Consider the following 23,146-nt stretch of genomic DNA (forward strand, 5'->3'; position numbering starts at 1 on the left):
AAATGAACCTACCTTCCCACAAGTCCCATGTTATTGATAATCCGATCAATCATTTCATCAACAGCTGTCATGCTTCGGGCTGCAGCATTATATGCATGCTGGAACTTAATCATATTCGACATTTCTTCATCCAGAGATACTGAACTGACTGACATTCGTTGCTGTTCCACTTGTGACTTCAACGCTTCAGTATTTTCAGCCATACGGTTAGCTTCCTGTGTCTTAACACCCAACTCGCCAATAAGTGATTGATAGGAAGGTGTGAAAGATTCTTCAATTATATCTGCTAATGCAGCTGCATTTTCCCCATCACCATCGCCACTGCCACTACTGGCCGCTATCTTGCCGGGATCATCGAGAATTTTCTGATTCACAATAATATTGGATGCTGCAGGCTGTCCATCGGGGATCTGAAAGAAATTTTCAATCTCCTCAACTCCTTCATTCCCACGCAAGTCTGCGCCTTCATTATGTAGATCATTGAATTTTCTAGCAAATTTCCCGGCTAAATCGTCCAAATCTTGTAACATGTCTGGATATGTTCCTTTTACGGTGTCCCCATCATCGGTGTTGTACCCGTACGATTCAATCAGCCCTTTCAGCGATCCCGGTGCTGCAAACTCAGAGGGTGGATAGTCCACTTCAATAGGATTATAATTAAATTCACCTTCAGATACACCCACCAGCGCCGGTGCTCCCAAAGCTTTACCATTCGCGTCCGCCAACTTGACCGTAGCCAGTCCATCCGCAATATCAGGTGCGGTTTCGCTGCTCTTGGTATAATCGACGTCAATATTGACGATGCCTGATAACTCATCAATCAACTTGTCACGCTTGTCATATAAATCGTTGGCCAGCTGCCCGTGTGTTTCAATTTCTTTAACCTGTTTATTAACATTGTTAATTTGATGGATGAGTGAATTTGCCGTCTCACTTTTATGATCGATTTCTTTCTTCAAATCTGCCCGCATTGCAGTAAGTGAATCAGACAAATAGTTAAACGTCTCTGCCACAGAATCCGCACGTTGCGCCACAACAGAGCGCACACCGGAATCATCCGGGTTTACAGACAAATCCTGCAGGGACTCCCAAAATTGATTCATCGTAGACGCAAGCCCGGATTCTGATGGTTCATTCATCAAATTTTCAATCTGTGTCAGCGCATTTGATTTTGAATTCCAGTATTCAGACGAACTGCTTTCAGCTCGGTACTGATGATCCAAAAATTGATTGCGGATTCGCTGAACTGTGCCGGCTTCGACCCCGGTTCCCTTCTGACCGGCAATTTCGGGCCGATTACGTGCGGCTGACGGGTGTGATGGTGTCGTTTCAAAATTTACCCGCTGGCGTGTATAACCGTCGGTATTGGCATTTGAAATATTATGGTTGGTCGTATAAAGTGCTGATTGCTGTGCAGATAATGCTTGCTTGGCCATTTCCAATCCATGAAAAGTGCTCATCGGCTTCCCCCTTTCTGTGCTGTCTATGCTTTAGAATCAAATACAGATCGCTCCGGTGAAAAGCTTGTCTGCTGGTTTCCATAATTCATGTGTTTCAATGAAGGTTTTATAGCGTCCATTGATAACTCGACATACTGCATCGATTGGTGGAGAAGCGCCTGGTTAAGCTGTTCCTGCTGCTTTAACCGTGTAACGATATCGGCTAATTTAACAGCCGTTTTTTCAAGTTCTTTTTGCTCACGTTCGTTACTCAGCATTTCAAGAATGGCTGTAATTGTGGGTTCTCTTAATGCACGTCCCTGTTCCAGCAGCCATTCCTCAACGGCCTGTTGCCGTTTCAACTCGGCCTGCTCCAGGACTTGCACAAATTTGTGTTCTTTCACCAGCAATGATTGCAATTTATCCAGTGAACCCTGTTTAATTAGCCCGGTCTTTTCTACGGCAGTATCCATCAAATTTTCGTGAAGCTTAATCAGTTTTTCAAGCGCTTGTATTATGGGCTGAACGGACATATCAGCGCCCTCCTTTTCCGGACCAAAAATCAATCATTTTTTGGGCGGTCTTTTCATGATTGATGGTATACGCTCCACTGTCGATTGATTCTTTAATTTGCTGGACATATGAAGCGCGTTTCGATTCTTTTTTGTCAGTTTCAAGCATTTCCTTTGCTTTACTTGATATTTCCAATTGGTCTTTTTTTGTGACCTCTTTCGCGTTATCGATTTGATGTTGTGCCTGATTTTTATAAGGGTTAAAATTCGGCTGGTTGGGTCCATATATTTTCATGAGATTCACCTCATTCTTTAAAGCTTAACGTATTTTTCATTCTAATTTTAGTATCGGCTGATTCTGAACCAATTTAAAGCACTTATCATTATTTCTTATGTTTATTAACCGCATAATAAGTTCTGTCATGTTCTTTTATTTGTGGCTGACGCTGCTGTTTCCATTTTTCATAGCGTTCAAGGTCGATTTTTAATTCTTCGGCACAGTCGGCACAAAGCCTTCCTTTTGTAATATCAGCACCGCATCGGTCACATGGATAAGCCAGTTTAGGATACTGTGAAGGACGCAGCCTGCCTTCTCTGATAAACGCTATAATCATTTCTTCTTTAATGCCAGTAGCCTCAGCTATTTCCGTGATTGTCGCTTCCCGATGCTCCCGGTTATTTAAAAATTGGTAAACTACCTGATAGGCTTGTTCTAATTCTCTTTGACATGACTGACAAATATCATGCAGTTTTTTAACAAAAATTTCACCGCAACGGGCACAATTTGCTAATTCAGCCATCGTGTATCTCCCCTTTTTCTGTAATCTATAATAGCATAGATAAGCCTTATCCACGAACTAATGTCAAAGCAAATACAGCAGGACATCCATGCATTTTCAATATGGACGCGGCATGGTGCAATGTTGTTCCCGTTGTATAGATATCGTCAGCCAGAATTACCGGTTTATTGACCGTTTGATTGATAAAAAATGGATTCCCAGCGGCTAAACGCTGACGACGGGTTCGTTTGGATTGTTTCTCGCTATGTGTCCGCTTTAACAATTCAACCATTTCAATCGGTAAAAACTGCGCCAGCATTCTGGATTGATTGAATCCGCGTTCTTTTATCCGTTCCTCGCTTAATGGGATTGGAACAACTGCTGGATCATTGGGCAAAGAGGGAGCGATATGGTTAAACGCTTTAAGGTAATCACGTTTAAACGCGTTGCCAATGGCATAGTCACCCCGGTATTTCCACTTTGAAACCATCTCCTGCATTCGTTCATTATAGGGGAAAACCGAATAATTCCACGCCAGCGACGATTCACCTTCATTTCGTTCCCGCCACCTGCAATCCGAGCATAGCTTTTCCTCACTTTCTCTGCTGCATTTGCGGCACCTGTTCCCCCGAATTACCTGAAGCTGTTCCTCGCATGGCGGGCATAGATTTTTAGATTCAGGCGGTTGGAGTATCGTTTTCCAGGTGATTGCCGGAATGATATCGGCATCACACCATAAACAATTCATGTTAACGAAAACCTCCCCGTCTATTCATTTTAATAATAGATTTTGCAGCCTCCACCATCGCTTCAGTTTTACCATCATGGAAAAAAACGACTTCTCCATCCGGATCATCGGGGCTCCTGCCGGCTCTGCCGGCAATCTGCACAAGTGCAGCTTCATCAAATACATTATGACCTGCATCCAAGACAGCTACGTCTACCGATGGAAACGTTACACCTCGCTCCAATATAGTAGTGGTAACGAGTAATTGGTACTGTTTATCCCTGAAGGCTTGAACTTTTTCCTCCCGATTCTCATCAGCTGCATGGACCGCCTTAATTTTATAACGAGCAAGCCTGGCTGCTAATCTTTGCGTCATATTATCAGCCAGTCGGATAGTCGGCACAAAAATAAGCACTTGCCTATTACGATTCGTTCGTTGTGCAAACCATTTATAGAATGATTCAGGCGGCCGATAATCCGCTAAGTCTTTTTTTAATGAAAAACACATACGGAAAGCTGGAACAGGAAGCGGTTGGTTGTGAAAACGTCTGGGGACAAATATAAAAGGGAGCTTTTTTTGATTTATCTTTCTTTTATATTCTTTCCTTGGCGTAGCGGTCAAATAAATCGTCGTACTATCTTTACTTTTTGCCCGCTCGGAAGAAAATGGGAGCGTGGGATCTTTGGTATATGGAAACGCATCAACTTCATCAATGATCATAACGTCAAAAGCGTTGCTGTAACGAAGCAGCTGGTGGGTAGTTGTAATAATGAGCTGTGCTGTACCGTCTTTTTCCAGGCTGCCGCCATATAAACCTTGAATATAAACTCCGGAAAACGCCGCACGCAATCTGGGCAATAATTCTCTTACCACATCTGCTCTTGGTGTAGCAATGCATACCCTTTTTTTGATTCTCAGTGCCTCAGATATGCCGGGATAAAGCATCTCTGTTTTTCCGGCACCGCAAACCGCCCATACAAGCAGTTCTTTCTCGCGCTGCTTTATTGCCTGAATGATACGATCTGATGCTTCTTGCTGAGGCGGGGTCAGATTGCCGGACCATGAACAGGCATTGGAATAACTCGCCCACCCCAGGCTGTCACCGGTCCATTCATATAACGATAAACATTCCATCACTCTGCCCATGTCAATACATTTGCGGCAGTAGACATGCGTGCGTTTGCAGTTATAACACGGCAGAGTTCCAAACAAAGATGGTTTCTGATTGCCGCAGCGCTGACATTTATAATGCCCCCATGTCTTTTTTATCGAAGGTTTTGGTGTTAAATAACCATCTTTCAGTAATTGTTCGAAAAAAGAATCATCAACGAGGATTTCGCTTCTTAAAAGGAGTTTGCCTGCATAACGCCGATAAAGCTCATGATATTCCATAACTTTACACTCCTGACAAATAAAGGAAGGATTAAGATCGGTCGGTTGTGAGCCTTGGAAACTGGCTTTCTGGGGAAAAGAGGGAGAAAAGGATTGACGGGGCTGCCAATCCCTGCTTCATTATTGACTACGCTTTTGTATACCAGCAAGCCCCCAGAGCGCCTTCACCAAGATGGGTGCCGATGACGGGGCCGAAATAGCTGATTGTCGTGTCCATGCCGGGGTACTCGGCGTCAAATTGTTCTTTCAATTCAACGGCTGCTTCTTCGTTATTGGCATGAATAAAGGCAACTTTGAGATTTTTACCATGTGATGCTTCTTCTCTAAGCATACTCATAATACGGTTGAGTGCTTTTTTACGGGTTCTTATTTTTTCAAAAGGCACGATTTTTTTATCAACAAAATGAAGTACCGGTTTAACCTGCAACAGACTTCCCACGATTGCTTGTGCGCTGTTCAAACGGCCGCCGCGCTGCAGATGCGTTAAATCATCGGCCATAAAATAGGCGCGCATTGATTGTTTCATTTCATCAAGACGTGCAATAATCGCCTCAGGCGTATCAAGCGCTTCAGATTGTTCTGCGGCTTCGAGCACATAAAATCCCTGACCCATACAGCTCAATTCAGAATCATAAGGATAAACGTCAATGCCATCCACCATCTCACCTGCGCTGACAACAGCCTGATAGGTACCGCTGATACCGCTCGACAAATGAATCGAGATAACCGCGTCATAATCCTTAGCCAATTCCTCAAACTTGCTGGAAATCATGCCAATTGAAGGCTGGGATGTCTTTGGCAATTGTTCAGCTTCTTTTACTTTTTGATAAAATTCCTCAGTCGTGATGTCAATCCCTTCCCGATATGATGTGTCACCAAATACCACACTGAGCGGGACGATGTGAATATTATACTTATCGATAAGGTTCTCGGAAATATAGGATGTGCTGTCAGTCATTACGGCAATTTTCATTGCTTTACCTTCTCCTCATACTAGTGCTGTTTTCTATCATTTTACATGACTTATGATAAAAATGCATCAACGAAAAAACTCTGCAGTAATTTACGCTGCAGAGTTTTTTATACTGACTTATGATAAAAACTAGCTTTCCATCTCGACCCAGCCTTTTCGAATAGCGGAAACGACTGCCTGGGTGCGATCGTTGACGTTCATTTTTTGCAAGATATTGCTGACGTGATTTTTCACAGTTTTTTCACTGATATATAATCGTTCGGCAACGCCGCGATTACTTTTCCCATCCGCGAGCAGCTGTAATACCTCACATTCGCGTCGTGTAAGCAAATGGAGGGGTTTGTGGTATTCGATAGCGTTTTCTGCTGCAGTCGCTGCATTTTCACGTGCGAGACGGCGATACTCCTGAACCAGATTGTGGGTTATTCTTGGATGGAGATATGACCCGCCTTCACGGACAACTTTGATTGCTTCAATTAAGGCGTCTGAATCCATTTCTTTCAGAAGATATCCTTGAGCTCCGGTTTTTAAGGCGTGCGTAACATAACTTTCATCGTCGTGTATTGACAGAATGATAACATTCGTATTCGGGAACTTCTGCACAAGATCTGCAGTCGCCTGAACGCCATTTAATTTGGGCATGTTAATATCCATCAGGACTACATCCGGATTATGCTTCCGGACTAACTGAGAGGCAACATTCCCATCATCACCTTCAGCTACAACTTCAAAAGAAGACTCAAAATCGAGGATGCGCTTAACCCCTTCACGAAATAACTTATGGTCGTCGATTAATATAATTTTAGTTCGTTTTTCATTCATAGCATGGTTCCTCCCAAGTTATTACTCTATTTGATTAAACGATACCCTATTACATATTCATTCCGAGCTCATTTCTATAACATATAGTATACTTGAAATGATTTAAAATACAAAATCTTTCGAAACTGAAGACGGAACTTTTATCATGATTGCTGTGCCTTTGCCAATCTCAGAGTTTATCTCAAGTTTGCCATTCAACATTTCCACACGTTCCCTCATACCGATTAAGCCAAACGACTTATCTTGTTTCAAACCTGGATCAAACCCTTTTCCATCATCTTTTATGGTCATCGAAATAACCGATTCTGTTATTTCAAGTTTCACTTTTATTAGCGACGCTTCAGCATGTTTCACTGCGTTTTGTAATGCTTCCTGCATCAAGCGAAAAAAGGCAATTTCATATTTTTGCTGCAATCGTTCCTCTTTTCCCAATGGTATAAATTCTATATCGATATCATTATAATCAGAAACGGTCGCAACATATTTTTTAATCGTCGGAATCAAACCCAAGTCGTCCAACGCCATTGGCCGCAAATCATAAATGATACGGCGGACTTCATACAAGGATGAACGAATCATTTTTCGGATACTTTTCATTTCACATAGGGCATCCTCATACGTGCCTTCGCGGAAAGTCCGGTCCACAAGATCTGAACGGAGCAGTATATTTGCCAGCATCTGCGCCGGTCCATCATGAATCTCTCGAGATATTTTCCGTCGTTCATCTTCCTGTGCTTCAATAATTTTTAATCCAAATTCCTGTTTTTCTTTTGCTTCGATAATCATTTCATTGACCTGTCGGAAATCATCATTCAAATATGTGAGAATGACGGATATTTTACCGGCAAGCCCTTCAGCACGCTCGATAGTCTGATCCAACGTGTTGAGCCGGCGTTCGAGTTCATCACGCTTGTCCCGCAAAGCTTTCTCTTCCTGACGCGCTATAGCAAGTTCGGTCTGCATGGCGTGTGTTTTTTCATACACTTCGCGAATTTCAGTTTCCGAATACCGGTCGAACTCCTTGCTGACTTCTGAGAGACGTTGCCTTGAATAGCGTACTTTTTGTTCAAGTTCATCGCCTGCGTTAATATGCCGGATAACGTCTTCTCTTGTTTCGTTCAACTCCTGCTGAAGTCGCTCAAACTCATCGCGAGCCTCTTCGCCGATATTGAAAATTTCGTCCTTGCTATTTTGTACGACGTCAATCATTTCATCGATGACATAATCCAATGCTGTATCTTCCAGCTTTTGTGACATAATTTCCCACCAGCCTATGTTATAATTGTTCGCAACCTGTTATCTTTTTACAGGGGTCTTTCTGCCTATTTTTTATAAAAAACTGCAAATTACTTACGAGAAGCTGTTATACTCTATCATCATTATACAATCCCCCAGGAGGTAAAACGCAATATGTTATCCAACTATTATACAGTAAAACAGGAAGATTTTGACGAAATAATCATACAGAAGTCACGATTTATCGGTTACGTCAAACGTGTTGAGACCGAAGAAGCGGCGCAGGAATTCATTCAACGTATCAAAAAGAAACATCATGATGCGACGCACAATTGTTCAGCGTACATGATAGGTGAACATAACCAAATCCAAAAAGCAAATGATGACGGCGAACCAAGCGGGACAGCCGGTGTACCGATCCTGGAAGTTTTAAAAAAACAGGACTTAAAAGACACCGCTGTCGTTGTCACGCGTTATTTCGGCGGGATTAAACTCGGGGCCGGCGGGTTAATTCGTGCATACAGCAGTACAACTTCACAGGCGCTGCAAACAGCAGGTATCGTAGAACGCAAATTGATGAAAGGTTTTTCAGTTGTTGTCAATTACGGTCTGCTTGGAAAACTCGAAAATGCACTGCGTAACTCGGATTATATTTTGGAATCAATTAATTATCTGGAACATGTCGAGTTTATCGTCTATGTTCCCGATGGACAGGAAACAGAATTTCAAGACTGGATGGTCAACCTAACCAGTGACCAAGCCGAGTTTGCTGATAAAGGAACCGCATACGTTGAAATTGATGTATAACCAGAGCGTGCTTTCGATGGGAAAAGTCTGCTCACAAAAAAACAAGCACTGTCTTATAGTTTCGACAGTGCTTCAGTATCACCGATTAATGTAACATTTTCGTGATTTTGCAGGACTGAAGCCGGCATTTCCGACGTCACCTTGCCGTTGACGAGCTGCCTTACCGCTTCAGCTTTTTTCTCACCGGATACAAGCATGACGATTTGCCTGCTTTCCATAATTGTTCCAATCCCCATCGTAAGGGCTTGACTTGGCACATCGTCCATCGTTGCAAAAAAACGTGAATTGGCATGTCGTGTTGATTCATCCAAGTCCACTACATGCGTCCGGCTGTTCAATGGCGTGCCCGGTTCATTAAACCCGATGTGGCCATTCAAACCGAGACCGAGCACTTGCAGATCGACATAGCCGGCTTCGGCGATACGCTTCTCATAATCACGGCATTCCTGTTCCAAATTCGCTGCATCTCCTCTGGGCACAAAAGCGCGTTCCGCCGGCAGATCAATATGGTTGAACAATTTGTCATTCATATAATACTTATAGCTATTCGGATCATCTGCAGCTAATCCGACATATTCATCAAGGTTAAATGTGGTGGCATTCTTAAATGACACATTCCCAGCATTAAATTGCTCAATTAATCGCTGGTACATCCCCTCAGGTGTCGAACCAGTCGCAAGCCCCAGCACGGATTTATCTGATTCTTTGAGTTGGTCAAGAATTAACGCACACGCTTTTTCACTCATTTTATCATAGCTTTTTACCTCGATAATGTTCATTCATTACCCCTCCTGATATGCTATTGCACCACGGCAAAACGTATATTTAATATTCAATTCTTCATCCACCAGCAGTAAATCTGCATCTTTTCCCGCTTTGATACCGCCCTTCCTGTCAAAAACGTTCAATTGTTTGGCAGGGTTCTCCGATGCCATTCGCACAACATCGGAAATTGAAGCTTCTTTCAAGTTAAGTATTTGTTGAGCGCCTTGATACATTTTTAAAATACTCCCGGCCAATGACCCGTTTTCCAAAACAGCACGATCTTCCGTAACATTTACCGGCTGTCCGCCAAGTTCATATTGTCCAGGGCTCAAACATTTTGCCCGCATTGCATCTGTGATAAGAATTAATCGTTCGCTGCCGACATTCGAAAAAATCAGCTCGATCATATCCGGTGTCACATGAATGCCATCAGCAATCAATTCCGCCCGCAGCTCTTCAAGTTGAAATGCTGCACCAACGCCACCTATATCACGATGATGAATGCCATTCATCGCATTGCACAAATGCGTCATTTGCCGCAGCCCATATGAAATAGCTTTTTTTATTTCTTTAAATCCTGCATTTGTATGCCCCGCGGAAACGTTTACCCCGGATTCATACAAATACGACATAAATTCACCTGTTTCATCAAGCTCCGGAGCCATCGTGATTGTTCTGATTGAATTGGCTGAGAGCTCCTGCCAATAGTTAAATTGACCAATATCCGGCTCCATAATGTACGCTGCAGGCTGAGCACCTTTTTTGCTTTCTTCAATAAAAGGGCCTTCCAGATGGGCACCGATCACTTCTGCCTTGCCCTGTTTCGAATGATAATCTGCTACATTTTTAAGCGCCTTATCAATTTGTTCATAAGCTTGTGTAATCGTTGTCGCCAGAAAACTAGTTGTACCCTCTGCGGGCAGCGCTCCGGCCATTGTATCCAATGCTTCTGTCGTGGCATCCATTACGTCTGCTCCCGCCGCACCATGGATATGGCCATCAATAAATCCGGGAATCAGATTGAGCCCCGCTCCATCAATCAAAGCAGCTCCTGCGGGCGGTGCTTCTTCATTTATATGTAGCGTTTTAATTTTACCATCTTCAATTAATAATGACCCATTGATCTTGCCGTCTTCTTCCGTGAAAATGGTTGTGTTTTGTATATAAATTTTATTCTCCATTACAACTCATTCCCTTGCTAATTCTAATCGTTAACATAGCATTTCCCAGGCCGGACTGTCCATTCGTTAAAAAGCTGCATTCCTTAAGGAAATGCAGCTTTTTGTTTGTTAATGATCCGGTGTGTAAGATTTTTCACCTGATAGTTCGTTGACTAATTTTTGAACGAGTTCTTCAGCCGATTGAATCTTTGAGGACTCTGTTTCCTTAATCAATTTTTCCATTAAATATTTATATCGTTCCTGTTCCGCCATTTAATAACCGCCTTTGTTCACAGTTTAGAATTCTTCAGTAGCCTTCACAAGTTGGTTGGACAATCCAATGAGATTAAATATACTCATATCATAGCACATTTTGCAGTTAAAAGTTGCCGAAATTTATCACATCAGTATATCATTTCGTTATGTGCTGTGTTTTTTTGTCCGAAAACGGCGAAAAAAGAATATCAGAATCAAAGCTATTAAGGCCCCGGCTCCATCGAGGATTACATCACCGACATACGGCGTTCGATTTGCAGTAAAACCCTGATGAAACTCATCTATTGCAGCATATGCGATTGTTAATAAAAACGATACAGCCAATGTGACGCTCCATTTAAAACTGCTTGTCTTTATTAACGCGATAACAAATAAACACATCAGTATAAAGAAAACACCGAGATGAGCACCTTTGCGCATAAAAAATTCCACAAAGCCTTCAATCCCGAGTGCTCGAATACTCACTTCCGAATTGTGATATGTCATTACAACCCAATCCAAATATGGCGTCAAAAACGATAAGTCGAACTTGCTTGCCAAAATCGGCTTCACGTCCTGATTTTCATATGGCTGAGCCGATGAGTAAAAAATAACCCCCATCCAGCCGACAGGCAGCAACCAGTATAAATATTTCAACATTACATCACCCTGGATCAACAATTAGTAAACGTGCTTCTAAGCTAACATGGCCATTGTAAAAGCTCGACAATTGCACGCTTTCAACGCGCGTCGAACCTTTTATTCCGGTGAATCACAATAAAAAACCGCAAGCCTCAGCTTCACGGTCCCGAAACTAATTATTTTGCTGGTTGCGCCATTTATAAAATTCGAGGTATTCTTTGAACTGTTCCTTTGAAACCCCTGAATTCATTGCTTCCTGAACAATTTGCAACCACTCGCCATCCAGCTGCACATCTCCATCGGCTCTATCTTCCCGTATTAAGTCATTCGCTGATATACCCAATACGGCACTGACTTTTTCAATGAATTGAATGGAAGGGTTTGTTTGAAGGTTTCGTTCGATGGAACTTAAATAAGATTTTGCTACGCCTGCTTTCTCGGCCAGTTCAGAAATAGACATCTTTTTTTCCTGCCGCATTTGTTTTATCTTTTCACCGATCAACACACACACACCCTCTTTCAAAGAGGATTATAACATAAAAATAAAGACGGTTCTATATTGGGAACGATTATTTCACGAATTATTTTGGGCATTTTCAAATAACCTTCGAAGGTCCTCAACCGTTAGTCCGATTGACTTAGCCTCTTTGATTAACGCAACCCACTCGGGATCTGATTTCACGTTTTTATCCGCATTTATCATAAGCGTCACCCCATTTACTTCCCAGGCAGTCCGGCCATCATAACACTAGTGTTTTAGACCCGTGGCTTTGCGTCCCTGCTTTTCAACAGGTATGCTTTTTTCTAAGGAAACATTGATTATACAAGACTATTATACTATAAAATCAACACTTATCGGGTGTCTTCTTTTGTCATATCCATACTAGTTTTGTAACCATTTGAAAGTTTCAATCACGAAATAGGTCTAATTGCTCAGCTGGACTGCTTGAAATGTTTGGATGGATAACATATAGTCAAAATAGAGTGAACGGTCACAGTCCAATTTCGTATTATAATTAGAGGAGAATTTATTTGAAATCACGCGTCGAGAAAAATCATTCCGTAAAGAAACGTAAATGGCCTTACTGGCTTGGCGGATTCCTGCTGCTTCTTTTGATTATCGTTGGCTCCGTCCTGTTTTACATATACGATAAAGTCGGTGACACCGCTGAGACGATGCACGAGCCACTCACCCGGGACGATAATCCCGAACGAAAACAAGAACTTGAGAAAGCTTTCGACGGTAAGGAAACCCTTAATATTTTGCTGCTCGGTGTTGATGAACGAGAAAACGATGACGGACGTTCAGATACGATGATCTTACTGTCGGTCAATCCTAATATAAATGGTATTAAAATGCTGAGTATCCCCCGGGACACACGCGTCACAATCCCAGGGGAGGGGGAAGATAAAATAAACCATGCCTATGCGTTTGGAGGCGTCGAATTATCCATTGAGACGGTCGAAGAAATGCTCGATCTCCCTGTTCATTTCTATGCTAAAGTCAATATGGAAGGGTTCCAGCAAGGTATAGAGGCATTAGACGGTGTCACAGTATCGAATGAGCGGGCTTTTTCACAGGGCGGCTATGATTTTCCGGCAGGTGAAATCCATCTGAACGGTGACGAAGCATTAAGTTACATTCGTATGCGAAAAGGCGATCCACGAGGGGACATCGGACGGAACGAACGCCAGCGGACTGTTATTCAGGCAGCTATCAATAAAGCTGCGAGCTTTTCAAGTGTGACAAAAGTGAACGGTATCCTTGATATCATTGGTGATAATGTGAAGACTGACTTAAATTTTGAACAAATGCGTACGCTGTTTACTGATTATCGTCAAGCGAGGGAATCAATTGATAGTATGGAACTGAGTGGCAGCGGTCAGTACATTGGTGACATTTGGTACTATATTGTTTCAGAAGATGAACTCAACCGTGTGAAAAACGAATTAAGCACCCACATGGAAGCAAGGTGACGCGAAAGATGTTGGCGGTAAAGGGCTATAAGTGGCTCTTACCGCTTTTTTCTTACGATTTCTTCATGGTGATTTGTGCATGTTCTTGCGCATGTTACATGATATAATATAATGAAAGAAGCAGGACAGAGGGGGATCACATGAAAAAAACTATTTTATTTGCCTTTTTATCATTACTATTTATGGTGAGTGCCTGTTCAAATGATGAGATAACCCCACAGGAACGTTTTGAAAAATACGTTAACCATTGGAATGAGCAGGAATTCGTCAAAATGTATGAGATGCTGACTTCACAAGCGGCGGAAACTTATCCAACCGAAGATTTTGTTGACCGTTATCAAGCCATATACAATGATTTAAATATATCAGAGCTCACTATATCCTATGAAAAATTGTCTGAAGATCAAATGGACACTGCTATGGAAAAAGGTACAGCAAAGTTTCCATTTACAGTTGAAATGGACTCGATAGCCGGGCCGATAACATTTGATTATGAGGCAACGCTCATAAAAGAGGAAACAGAAAACGAGGATACGGCAGAAAACTGGTTTGTTAAATGGGATTCGGGTTTCATTTTTCCTGAGATTAAAAACGGCGGCGAAATATCATTGGACATCAGTGAACCGAAACGCGGCGAAATCCTTGATCGTAACCGCATGCCGCTCGCCATCAATGATAATGTGCAGGAGGTTGGTGTTGTCCCTGAAGATCTTGGTGAGAACTCGGAACAAACAATCGAGAAAATTTCAGATTCAGCTGGGATATCGACAGAAGAGATTGATAGACTGATTAATCAGGATTGGGTGCAGCCAAACATGTTTGTGCCGCTCACGAAACTGCCGCCGTCTGCCGAGAATGCGATCAATCAGTTGACGGAAATCGACGGTGTTGCCTTCCGAGATGCGACCGGCCGCGTTTATCCACTTGGTAAAGCAGCCGCACACCTCACAGGTTACGTCAGTCAGGTAACCGCAGAAGATCTGGAAGAACTCGATGAAGAGAAATATGATGCAGATGATATGATTGGACAGCGCGGACTCGAATCACTCTATGAAGAAAAATTAAAAGGTGAAGAAGGCGCCACCATAACAGCAGTTAATGAAGATGGGGACGAAACGGTCATAGCCGAAAAAGAAGCTCAAAATGGCGAAAACATTGTTACGACCATTGATGCCGACGTGCAGGAAGCCATCTACAAAGCCTATGATGGTGATTCAGGCACAGCAGCAGCGATCGATCCAAAAACGGGTGAAACATTGGCTTTGGTCAGCAGCCCATCCTTTACACCGGATACCTTTCTATATGGTATTTCCCAATCGGATTATGATACGCTGCAAACCGATCCACAACAACCGATGCTCAATCGTTTTTCAGCTACCTTTTCCCCAGGTTCAGCAATTAAGCCTGTGACAGCGGCCATCGGACTTAACAATGGCAGCATTAAGCCCGGTGAAGGCATGGAAATAGACGGATTGACTTGGAGCAATGGTGAAGGCTGGGGAGATTATAAAGTCCGTCGGGTCAGTACATCTGATGGACCGGTAGATGTGACAGACGCACTGGTTCGCTCTGATAACATTTACTTTGCCAGAAAAGCGGTCGAAATGGGCAATGAACAATTCGTCAATGGGTTCCAGGAATTCGGCTTTGGTGAAGACCTGCCGTTTGAGTATCCAATGACATCATCATCGGTATCCACAAACGGAAAGATTGATGATGAAGTGCAGCTTGCCAACACAAGCTATGGCCAGGGCCAAATCGAAGTGAGTGCACTGCATCTCGCATTAGCCTATACACCATTTTTAAATGAAGGTAATATGCTTAAACCGACCATCCTTACTGATAATGAGGATTCCCAAGTATGGAAAGAAGGACTAATCACAAATGACCAGGCAACACTCATTCAGGATGCACTCCGGGATGTTGTCGAAGAAGGCACAGCATCAGGTGCCAAGGATGCGGACTTTCCAATTTCAGGGAAAACAGGGACAGCTGAACTCAAGCTTGCAGACGAAGAAAATGGTGAAGAAAACGGCTGGTTTGTCGGCTACCCATCAGAAGACCAGGATATTTTAATCGCCATGATGGTGGAAGGCACGCATGATCGTGGCGGAAGCGGCTACACCGTCGATAAAGTAACCGACATACTAAAGGACGTTAAACAGTAACGAAAAGTCTGCTCGGGTGAACCGTGCAGACTTTTCTAATACCATATGCGTTCGATTAATTTATTTTCCAAAAAGAAAAACGGCTTCCGCGGTGTTCATCCTTAATAAGTTTAGGATCTTTCTCGTGTGTTTTCTCCAAAACAAGCTGATAGTTCATATCGATTGCCTTCAAGAATTTATACAACGTCAGCGCCGTCAGGATAAGTTGCAATGTAAGAAAAAACGGTATGAGTGCTTGTGCGGTGATAAATACTGGTAGTGCAATCAATACTGCCTGAACAAGCGTGACCCAAAATGCCCTGAGCATAATCGTCAATCCGGTCGTTGCAATCGCAGCTACAAACACCATCGCATAATGTTCAATGAAAAATTCCATGTTCCCCACCTCCTGTATTGCCTTCATTATGCAACATGCGGAGGTGGGATTCGTTGACACAGGTCAATTTTCCCCAAAAATTAGAAGCCATGCTGAAGAATATTCTCCACTTCTTGCTTGATTTGCTCTTCAGAAATATCCTTCATGTAGTGTTTTTCATGAGTTAAACGTATGTTACCGGCTTTTTTTAAATAATGAATCCCCTGTTTCATATATGATTTATACCGTGCATGCGTTTGATTGATTTCCGTTGCAAATCTTTCATCTGTCCCTGCTGCAACAAATTCATCATATAAATCGACAGTCATTTCGCCATCCCGTTCAGGAAAAAATTCATGCGGATCGGTGCTGTCAAAAATACAGAAATCCAATTCACGAACAAGGACCATATCAATACTTTTCGGATCAAAACTGCAGTAATATAACTCCACATCGAAGCCGTGATTGGTGCAAGCAGCAGCAATTTTTTTCATGAACGTGGATTTCCCCGTCCCGGCCCGGCCTTTAATATAATAAACATGTTTTATGGGGTCGATCAGCTGCGGCACAACATTCACAACGCCATCCGCCGTATTCGTACCGAAAAGTCTCGTGTATGTGTGCGCATTTCTATTCTTTTCAGGAACATTATTAAGCAGATCATCAATAAATTTTTGCGAAAACGCATCGGCATGATCAAAATCCATTTGGTTAATGTAGATGTCTTCAAGGTCATCGTGGATTTTCAAGCCCTCCGCAAAGCTGTCGTATGCGCGTTGTGTAAGGCGGTCTATGTCTTTACTATCCCGTTCTTCTTTAACCGGAAACGTTTCTGTCAGGTTTACCTTATCAGTAAATGTCGTTGCAATCCGCTTGTCTATAAAAGCGAGTGCCTTTTCACGGATGATAATGCCATCGCAGTAATCTTTTCCAAATGAGCTTTCGAGTATTTCGATATTATTTACTTTATATCGATCAGCAATGTGTTTAATCATGGCCGTTTTCAGTTGGGCTGATGGATGCTGAAGCGCAATGATTTGATTAATATGATGCAAATTTGTATCAAGGTGATTAACAAAACCTTCAGCCGTATTACCGGTTACATAGTACATTGGCAAACGGAACACATCCTTTTCGTAGAAAAAATCATAAGTTCGCCTAATTAGTTTATGCAAGGTCAGAAAGAATGTGTTAATGAATTGCCTTCTAGTATACTATTCCTTATAGCAGAATTTGGGAAGGTGCCAAATAAAAAAACAGAATCAATACCATTCCTCACGCCGGTCCTGGAAAATCGGTATTCGCTTCCTGACTTCATCCACCTTATCAAAATCAATTTCTGCAAGGATCATCTTCTCCTCATCATTGCCTTCTGTGATGACTTCACCCCAAGGATCCACCACAAGTGACATGCCTCCAAATTCATTGTTCGGGTCCGATCCTACCCGGTTACAGGCAACAACATAGCATTGATTTTCAATTGCACGGGCTCGCAGCAATGCACGCCAATGATCGATACGCGGTTTTGGCCACTCCGCGCTAACATACATAACTTTCGCCCCGTTCATTGCGGATTTGCGCATCCATTCCGGAAAGCGAATATCATAACAGATGAACCCTGCCGACTGAATACCATCCAATTCAAAATCTGCCTCATCATGCCCCCCGACAAGGTGCAAATGCTCATCCATCAGCTGAAACAAATGAAGTTTACTGTATTTGTGAACAAGCTCACCATTCTGATCGATCACCAGCATCGTATTTTTCATGCCGTCTTCACTCGCTTCGGACACGGATCCGCCAATGATTGTGACATTGTGCTGCTTAGCCAAATCACTTAAAAATTCTGTTGTTGCATGGGCATCTTTATCAGCGAGAACATCAAATCGTTTTAAATCAAAACCTGTGTCCCAAAGCTCAGGCAGAACAACCATGTCTGCACCTGACTGAGCCGCATCCATGATCCACTTATTAACGCGGGCAAAGTTAACTTTCGGATCGCCATATGTGATATCCATCTGAATTAATGCAATTTTCTTTTTCAAAACGTCTCCTCCTATAGAATAAATTTTCTATCAAGACTCTATTATGATTGTAATATAAAAATATACAGATAACATCCATTTAGGGCAGAATTTTATGTAAATCAACCATATACCAAACTGCCACATTAGAAAACCCATACGGCCAATGAACCGTATGGGTTTTTCAATTATTTCAATGCTTCCCGTTCTTCTTCATCAAACACACGTGACCTTGTTAAAAACCGTTTTCCTTCCGGGCCTTCAAGTGAAAACATCCCACCGCGTCCGTCCACAGCGTCAATAATCAGCTGGGTATGCTTCCAGTATTCATATTGGTCTTTTGACATATAAAAAGGCGTCTCACCGATTTCACCGAGCAATACGTCTGATTCCCCCACACGAAATTCACCATTCGGATAGCACATTGGCGAACTGCCGTCACAGCAGCCGCCTGACTGATGGAACATAAGCGGCCCATGGGTTTCTTCCAGTGTTTTAATCAATTTCAGGGCTTCTTCTGTTGCGGTTACACGCTCAACCATTTGTCACACCCTTTCAAATGAAACGTATTTGTAGTTCTTTAGAATAAACCGGCAGGGCTTTCGCCATAACTGATTAACAGGTTCTTCGTCTGCTGGTAATGATCCAGCATCATTAAGTGATTCTCGCGCCCGATACCGGACTTTTTATAACCGCCAAATGCAGCGTGTGCCGGATACTGGTGGTAGCAATTCGTCCAGACCCGTCCAGCCTCAATTCCGCGGCCGAAACGATACGCTGTATTGATATTGCGTGTCCACACACCGGCTCCCAGTCCGTAAAGTGTGTCATTGGCAATTTCCATGGCCTCTTCGTCATCTTTAAACGTCGTTACAGCCAGCACAGGGCCAAAGATTTCCTCCTGAAAAACGCGCATTTTATTATCGCCTTTGAAAATGGTCGGTTCAATGTAATAGCCCTCTTCCATATCGCCGTCCAGTTTATTGACTCCCCCGCCGACAAGTACATCAGCACCTTCTTGCTTACCAATATCGAGATAGGATTTAATCTTTTCCATTTGCTCCTGTGAAGCCTGAGCACCCATCATCGTTTCTGTATCCAACGGATGACCGATATTGATTTCATTTACACGCTTAATTGCCCGCTCCATAAATTCATCATAAATCGACTCATGCACGAGCGCTCTTGACGGGCAAGTACAGACTTCACCCTGATTCAACGCGAACATGACCAGCCCTTCAATTGCCTTATCAAGAAAGCCATCATCTTTGTCCATGACATCGGAGAAAAAGATGTTTGGTGACTTGCCTCCCAGTTCTAATGTTACCGGAATAATATTTTCTGATGCGTATTGCATGATCAAACGACCTGTCGTTGTTTCGCCGGTAAACGCAATTTTTGAAATCCGGTTATTCGAAGCAAGCGGTTTGCCGGCTTCAACTCCAAATCCGTTTACAATGTTCAGAACACCTGCCGGCAACAGATCCTTAATCAGGTCCAACAATACATGAATAGAGGCAGGTGTCTGCTCAGCTGGTTTCAATACGACACAGTTACCGGCTGCCAGTGCGGGGGCCAATTTCCACGTTGCCATCAAAATCGGGAAGTTCCAAGGAATGATTTGGCCTACAACGCCAAGCGGCTCATGAAAATGATATGCAACGGTATCATTATCGATTTGACTGATGCCGCCTTCCTGTGCCCGAATGGCTCCCGCAAAGTAACGGAAATGGTCTACGGCAAGCGGTATATCCGCTGCAAGCCCTTCTCTCACTGCTTTTCCATTATCCCACGTTTCAGCCACTGCAAGCGTTTCAAGATTTTCTTCCATACGATCGGCAATTTTATTTAAAATATTTGCCCGTTCTGCCACAGCTGTACTGCCCCAGGCATCTTTTGCCGCATAGCCGGCGTCAACGGCTGCTTCCACATCTTCTTTTGTAGACCTTGCTATTTCACAAAACACTTTTCCGGTGACAGGACTGACATTCTCAAAATATTTTCCGTTTGCCGGCGGCCGGTACTCACCCCCGATATAATTATCATAGCGCTTCGCAAAATTAACTTTTGCACCTTCTGTGTTTGGATTTGCGTATTTCATCCACTGTTCCTCCCCTATATTTGTAATCGCTTACAAAACTGATGGCAATTCTGGCTGAACTCTCTGTTTCTATTATAATTAAATTTCTGAATAGTTACAACTGATTTAACCGGCAAAAATTAAAGCCGTCCGATTTAATAAGACGGCTTCAGCATACTTTACAATTACCTCAGGCAGACATTCATCCGACTGAATCTTTGTTGTGACACTAAAAATTTATTTTATTGATCCACTTCCGGGAGAACGCGCACTTCTTTTTCCATTGATGATTTGCATAACGGACACTCAGGCTCCGCATTAAAACTGAATGATTCCCGCATCCAGCCTGCACAATCATCACTTGTACATGCCCATACATTTGTCTCCACTTCTGGTACAGGTTGTTTTGGTCCTCGGGAAAACGACATAACAGCATCCCCTTTCGTGATATTCTTCCTATCATACGCCTTTCCCATACAATTGTAAAATTTATGCAGCGCTTTTGGTCTCACGATATAGTATATGATTTAGAGCACGATCTAGAAGCTGATAATCCAGGTGTTAAAGGACAAATTTCTCAATCGCTTTACCGACACCATCTTCCGCATTTGTCGACGTTACGTGATCGGCAACTTTTTTAATCGCTTCTTGAGCATTGCCCATTGCTACACCGATTCCTGCTTCCTGAATCATCTTAATATCATTTAAACTGTCACCTGCTGCCATGACATTTTCCATCGTAATGCCGATTTCATGACAGACACTACGAAGGGCACTTGCTTTGCTGACACCTTTTGGGTTTACTTCGATATTCGTCGGAAGCGAGTTTGTCAATTCCAAATCATCATAATAAGAAAGTTCTTTTACAATTTCATCCAGCTTATTCGCATCAAGCGAATTACAGCCGATTTTGAGCCATTCATGAGCCGAAAAATCGTCAGGCGCCTCATCAAACCACACGCGGTCTGTCGAAACGCTCCAAGTAACCAGTCCCCTGTCTTTAGCCAACTCCCACACCAACTTAATACGCTCGGGATCAAGCAAATGACGCTCTTTTAATTCTTTATCAATTGTCCATATTTCACCGCCGTTTGACGTTACCAAATATGATGACAAATTCAGTGATTCGGCATATGGATAACACGTGCCAAGCCACCTGCCTGTACTCAGAACAATATGAACCCCCTGTTTCTGCGCCTGGGCAATTTTTTCCCTGGTAAACGCTGTAACGATTTCTTCATTGTTCAGCAGTGTTCCATCCATATCCAACGCAACTAATTTAATATCCATACAAATACCTCTCTTTGTTACACCATCCTAAATGGCAGTCCATCATCTCACGTCAGTATAATATATTTCGGGGTCCTAAGCAATCAAATGGCCATGTAGACAGCACTATTAAGGGGATAGAAGATTATTAATGGAAATTAAAAAAGACTGCCCTGACAATGGATGCCAGAACAGTCTTTTAATAATAATTATAACATTAAAGAGGTATTAGCCTTTTAATGTGCCATGCGGGTCTATAACAAATTTCTTTGCAGCGCCACTGTCAAAATCTGCATACCCTTCCGGTGCCTCATCGAGTGAAATAACCGTTGCGTTCACAACATTGGCAATATCAGCTTTTCCATTCAGGATAGCATTCATGAGCTGACGCTGATATTTCATCGCCGGCGTTTGGCCTGTGGTAAAGGAATGTGCTTTGGACCATCCAAGTCCAAACCGAACCTTCAGCGACCCTTGTTTGGCCTCCTCATCTTTAGCCCCGGGATCATCTGTCACATACAGACCCGGTATGCCGAATTGACCGCCTGCTTCCACCACATCCATCATCGTGTTCAAAACAGTAGCCGGCGCATCTTTATGATCCGTCCCATGACCGTATGCTTCGAAACCAACTGCATCAATGGCGCAGTCGACTTCAGGAACACCGAGGATTTGTTCAATTTGCTCACCTGGATCGTCGTGCTCCATTAAGTTAATCGTTTCACAGCCAAAGCTTCTTGCTTGTTTCAAACGTTCTTCTTTCAAGTCACCAACAATCACAACCGCTGCACCAAGCAATTGAGCAGAATGTGCCGCAGCCAATCCAACCGGACCCGCACCGGCAACATAAACGGTGGAGCCAGTCGTAACGCCCGCCGTTACCGCGCCATGATAACCAGTTGGAAAAATGTCTGACAACATTGTAAGATCAAGAATTTTATCCATCGCTTTATCTTTATCAGGAAATTTCAAAAGTTGAAAATCAGCATACGGTACCATGACATATTCGGACTGGCCGCCGACCCAGCCGCCCATATCAACATAGCCATAAGCACCACCCGGTCTTTCCGGATTAACGTTTAAACAAATATGTGTATCTTGACGCTGACACATTTTACAGCGACCACAAGCCACATTAAATGGGACAGAAACAATATCTCCTTTCTTGATAAACTCAACATCGCGCCCTGTTTCGATGACTTCACCCGTGATTTCATGCCCCAGCACCATACCTGCAGGAGCTGTCGTACGGCCGCGAACCATGTGCTGATCACTGCCGCATATGTTCGTAACGATGTTTTTCAGTATCACGCCATGCTCACATTTCCGACCCACATTTGACTTGGGGACACCCGGGCCATCATGCAACACCAAATCCGGATACGCAATATCCTACACTTCCACATTTCCTTCACCCGTGTACACGACACCCCTGTTACTTGCCAACATAAAACCTCCCTCTATAAATAAATGATTTTCTTCCAATTACTCCAAATTACTTTGATTTTCTCAGGGGTTTGATTGAAGCTCCCTCATCGATTTCATTGCATCCATTTCATTTCGGAATTTTCCGATGCAATGGAGGATAACGACCCGGACCTTCCCAGGAAGGTGATGGAAAATTTTACTATAATCGCGCGTTTTTCCATCTCCACAGAACTCATGGTCGCTGACCCTCCCATGTCTCTCAGGATTGTATCCAAACATTCCTTCGTCCGGCATATCCATGAGGTGGAGGCCGAAAATGCTCCTTTGCAGGGTCT

General features: G+C 43.1%; 27 protein-coding genes and 1 riboswitch. Of the genes, 3 read left to right on the forward strand and 24 right to left on the reverse strand.

Annotated elements, in window-relative coordinates:
* Positions 1 to 8 precede the first annotated feature (8 nt).
* The 9 genes from flgK to BMZ22_RS09940 all read right to left on the reverse strand — a co-directional run bounded on the left by flgK (position 9) and on the right by BMZ22_RS09940 (position 7,902).
* Entirely contained in the window at positions 9 to 1,460 is a 1,452-nt protein-coding gene (gene flgK, locus BMZ22_RS09900) for a flagellar hook-associated protein FlgK (protein WP_090084997.1), read from the reverse strand.
* 23 nt (positions 1,461 to 1,483) lie between these two features.
* Positions 1,484 to 1,972, reverse strand: a complete 489-nt coding sequence (locus tag BMZ22_RS09905) for a flagellar protein FlgN (RefSeq protein WP_090084999.1) — start codon at positions 1,970 to 1,972, stop codon at positions 1,484 to 1,486.
* A gap of 1 nt (position 1,973) precedes the next feature.
* Positions 1,974 to 2,246 carry a flagellar biosynthesis anti-sigma factor FlgM gene (gene flgM / locus BMZ22_RS09910; protein WP_090085001.1) on the reverse strand — a complete coding sequence of 91 codons (273 nt, stop codon included), beginning with the start codon at positions 2,244 to 2,246 and terminating at the stop codon, positions 1,974 to 1,976.
* An 88-nt stretch (positions 2,247 to 2,334) separates the two neighbouring features.
* Entirely contained in the window at positions 2,335 to 2,751 is a 417-nt protein-coding gene (locus tag BMZ22_RS09915; RefSeq protein ID WP_090085004.1) for a TIGR03826 family flagellar region protein, read from the reverse strand.
* Positions 2,752 to 2,797: 46 nt separating this feature from the next.
* A complete protein-coding gene (locus BMZ22_RS09920; RefSeq protein WP_090085006.1) occupies positions 2,798 to 3,478 on the reverse strand; it encodes a ComFC family protein in 681 nt (226 codons plus the stop codon).
* A 1-nt stretch (position 3,479) separates the two neighbouring features.
* The gene (locus BMZ22_RS09925) at positions 3,480 to 4,850 is read right to left on the reverse strand and encodes an ATP-dependent helicase ComFA (RefSeq protein WP_090085009.1); all 1,371 of its coding nucleotides are present in this window, start codon (positions 4,848 to 4,850) and stop codon (positions 3,480 to 3,482) included.
* Positions 4,851 to 4,977: 127 nt separating this feature from the next.
* Positions 4,978 to 5,823 carry a DegV family protein gene (locus tag BMZ22_RS09930; protein WP_090085011.1) on the reverse strand — a complete coding sequence of 282 codons (846 nt, stop codon included), beginning with the start codon at positions 5,821 to 5,823 and terminating at the stop codon, positions 4,978 to 4,980.
* 129 nt (positions 5,824 to 5,952) lie between these two features.
* Positions 5,953 to 6,645 carry a response regulator gene (locus BMZ22_RS09935; RefSeq protein WP_090085013.1) on the reverse strand — a complete coding sequence of 231 codons (693 nt, stop codon included), beginning with the start codon at positions 6,643 to 6,645 and terminating at the stop codon, positions 5,953 to 5,955.
* Positions 6,646 to 6,747: 102 nt separating this feature from the next.
* Positions 6,748 to 7,902 (reverse strand): sensor histidine kinase, encoded by a 1,155-nt coding sequence (locus BMZ22_RS09940; RefSeq protein ID WP_090085015.1) that lies wholly within the window; start codon positions 7,900 to 7,902, stop codon positions 6,748 to 6,750.
* A gap of 153 nt (positions 7,903 to 8,055) precedes the next feature.
* Between BMZ22_RS09940 and BMZ22_RS09945 the strand changes: the two genes are divergently transcribed.
* Positions 8,056 to 8,688: a YigZ family protein gene (locus BMZ22_RS09945; RefSeq protein ID WP_090085017.1), complete on the forward strand. Its 633-nt coding sequence runs from the start codon at positions 8,056 to 8,058 to the stop codon at positions 8,686 to 8,688.
* 53 nt (positions 8,689 to 8,741) lie between these two features.
* On the opposite strand, the gene nagB is transcribed toward BMZ22_RS09945, so the two are convergent.
* From nagB to BMZ22_RS09970, 6 genes are all read right to left on the reverse strand, one after another.
* A complete protein-coding gene (nagB, locus tag BMZ22_RS09950; protein WP_090085020.1) occupies positions 8,742 to 9,467 on the reverse strand; it encodes a glucosamine-6-phosphate deaminase in 726 nt (241 codons plus the stop codon).
* 3 nt (positions 9,468 to 9,470) lie between these two features.
* Positions 9,471 to 10,634: an N-acetylglucosamine-6-phosphate deacetylase gene (gene nagA / locus BMZ22_RS09955; RefSeq protein ID WP_090085021.1), complete on the reverse strand. Its 1,164-nt coding sequence runs from the start codon at positions 10,632 to 10,634 to the stop codon at positions 9,471 to 9,473.
* Between the two features lie 108 nt (positions 10,635 to 10,742).
* Positions 10,743 to 10,886, reverse strand: coding sequence for a hypothetical protein (locus BMZ22_RS16935; RefSeq protein WP_177183412.1), 144 nt, complete (start codon positions 10,884 to 10,886; stop codon positions 10,743 to 10,745).
* Between the two features lie 147 nt (positions 10,887 to 11,033).
* Positions 11,034 to 11,528 carry a VanZ family protein gene (locus tag BMZ22_RS09960; protein WP_090085022.1) on the reverse strand — a complete coding sequence of 165 codons (495 nt, stop codon included), beginning with the start codon at positions 11,526 to 11,528 and terminating at the stop codon, positions 11,034 to 11,036.
* A 154-nt stretch (positions 11,529 to 11,682) separates the two neighbouring features.
* Positions 11,683 to 12,012, reverse strand: coding sequence for a helix-turn-helix domain-containing protein (locus BMZ22_RS09965; RefSeq protein WP_090085078.1), 330 nt, complete (start codon positions 12,010 to 12,012; stop codon positions 11,683 to 11,685).
* 72 nt (positions 12,013 to 12,084) lie between these two features.
* Complete coding sequence (locus BMZ22_RS09970) at positions 12,085 to 12,213, reverse strand: anti-repressor SinI family protein (RefSeq protein ID WP_090085080.1); 129 nt, start codon at positions 12,211 to 12,213, stop codon at positions 12,085 to 12,087.
* Positions 12,214 to 12,234: 21 nt separating this feature from the next.
* Positions 12,235 to 12,319, reverse strand: a riboswitch (cyclic di-GMP riboswitch).
* Between the two features lie 223 nt (positions 12,320 to 12,542).
* Between BMZ22_RS09970 and BMZ22_RS09975 the strand changes: the two genes are divergently transcribed.
* Positions 12,543 to 13,487 carry an LCP family glycopolymer transferase gene (locus BMZ22_RS09975; RefSeq protein ID WP_090085024.1) on the forward strand — a complete coding sequence of 315 codons (945 nt, stop codon included), beginning with the start codon at positions 12,543 to 12,545 and terminating at the stop codon, positions 13,485 to 13,487.
* Between the two features lie 140 nt (positions 13,488 to 13,627).
* Positions 13,628 to 15,655, forward strand: coding sequence for a penicillin-binding transpeptidase domain-containing protein (locus BMZ22_RS09980; protein WP_090085026.1), 2,028 nt, complete (start codon positions 13,628 to 13,630; stop codon positions 15,653 to 15,655).
* Between the two features lie 55 nt (positions 15,656 to 15,710).
* On the opposite strand, the gene BMZ22_RS09985 is transcribed toward BMZ22_RS09980, so the two are convergent.
* From BMZ22_RS09985 to BMZ22_RS17105, 9 genes are all read right to left on the reverse strand, one after another.
* Complete coding sequence (locus BMZ22_RS09985) at positions 15,711 to 16,031, reverse strand: hypothetical protein (RefSeq protein ID WP_090085028.1); 321 nt, start codon at positions 16,029 to 16,031, stop codon at positions 15,711 to 15,713.
* An 80-nt stretch (positions 16,032 to 16,111) separates the two neighbouring features.
* Positions 16,112 to 17,122 carry a hypothetical protein gene (locus tag BMZ22_RS09990; protein WP_090085082.1) on the reverse strand — a complete coding sequence of 337 codons (1,011 nt, stop codon included), beginning with the start codon at positions 17,120 to 17,122 and terminating at the stop codon, positions 16,112 to 16,114.
* A 150-nt stretch (positions 17,123 to 17,272) separates the two neighbouring features.
* Positions 17,273 to 18,055, reverse strand: a complete 783-nt coding sequence (locus BMZ22_RS09995) for a carbon-nitrogen family hydrolase (protein ID WP_090085030.1) — start codon at positions 18,053 to 18,055, stop codon at positions 17,273 to 17,275.
* Between the two features lie 167 nt (positions 18,056 to 18,222).
* A complete protein-coding gene (locus tag BMZ22_RS10000) occupies positions 18,223 to 18,576 on the reverse strand; it encodes a DUF779 domain-containing protein (protein ID WP_090085033.1) in 354 nt (117 codons plus the stop codon).
* 38 nt (positions 18,577 to 18,614) lie between these two features.
* Positions 18,615 to 20,135 carry an acetaldehyde dehydrogenase ExaC gene (exaC, locus tag BMZ22_RS10005; RefSeq protein WP_090085035.1) on the reverse strand — a complete coding sequence of 507 codons (1,521 nt, stop codon included), beginning with the start codon at positions 20,133 to 20,135 and terminating at the stop codon, positions 18,615 to 18,617.
* Positions 20,136 to 20,356: 221 nt separating this feature from the next.
* Complete coding sequence (locus BMZ22_RS10010) at positions 20,357 to 20,542, reverse strand: cold-shock protein (protein ID WP_090085037.1); 186 nt, start codon at positions 20,540 to 20,542, stop codon at positions 20,357 to 20,359.
* 133 nt (positions 20,543 to 20,675) lie between these two features.
* Positions 20,676 to 21,404: a Cof-type HAD-IIB family hydrolase gene (locus BMZ22_RS10015; RefSeq protein ID WP_090085039.1), complete on the reverse strand. Its 729-nt coding sequence runs from the start codon at positions 21,402 to 21,404 to the stop codon at positions 20,676 to 20,678.
* 207 nt (positions 21,405 to 21,611) lie between these two features.
* Entirely contained in the window at positions 21,612 to 22,772 is a 1,161-nt protein-coding gene (fdhA, locus tag BMZ22_RS10020; protein WP_245745328.1) for a formaldehyde dehydrogenase, glutathione-independent, read from the reverse strand.
* Positions 22,773 to 22,892: 120 nt separating this feature from the next.
* A partial coding sequence (locus tag BMZ22_RS17105; RefSeq protein ID WP_218144042.1) for a hypothetical protein occupies positions 22,893 to 23,146 on the reverse strand: 254 nt, incomplete at its 5' end.

It is taken from the genome of Lentibacillus persicus (assembly GCF_900112705.1).
Classification (GTDB): domain Bacteria; phylum Bacillota; class Bacilli; order Bacillales; family Amphibacillaceae; genus Lentibacillus; species Lentibacillus persicus.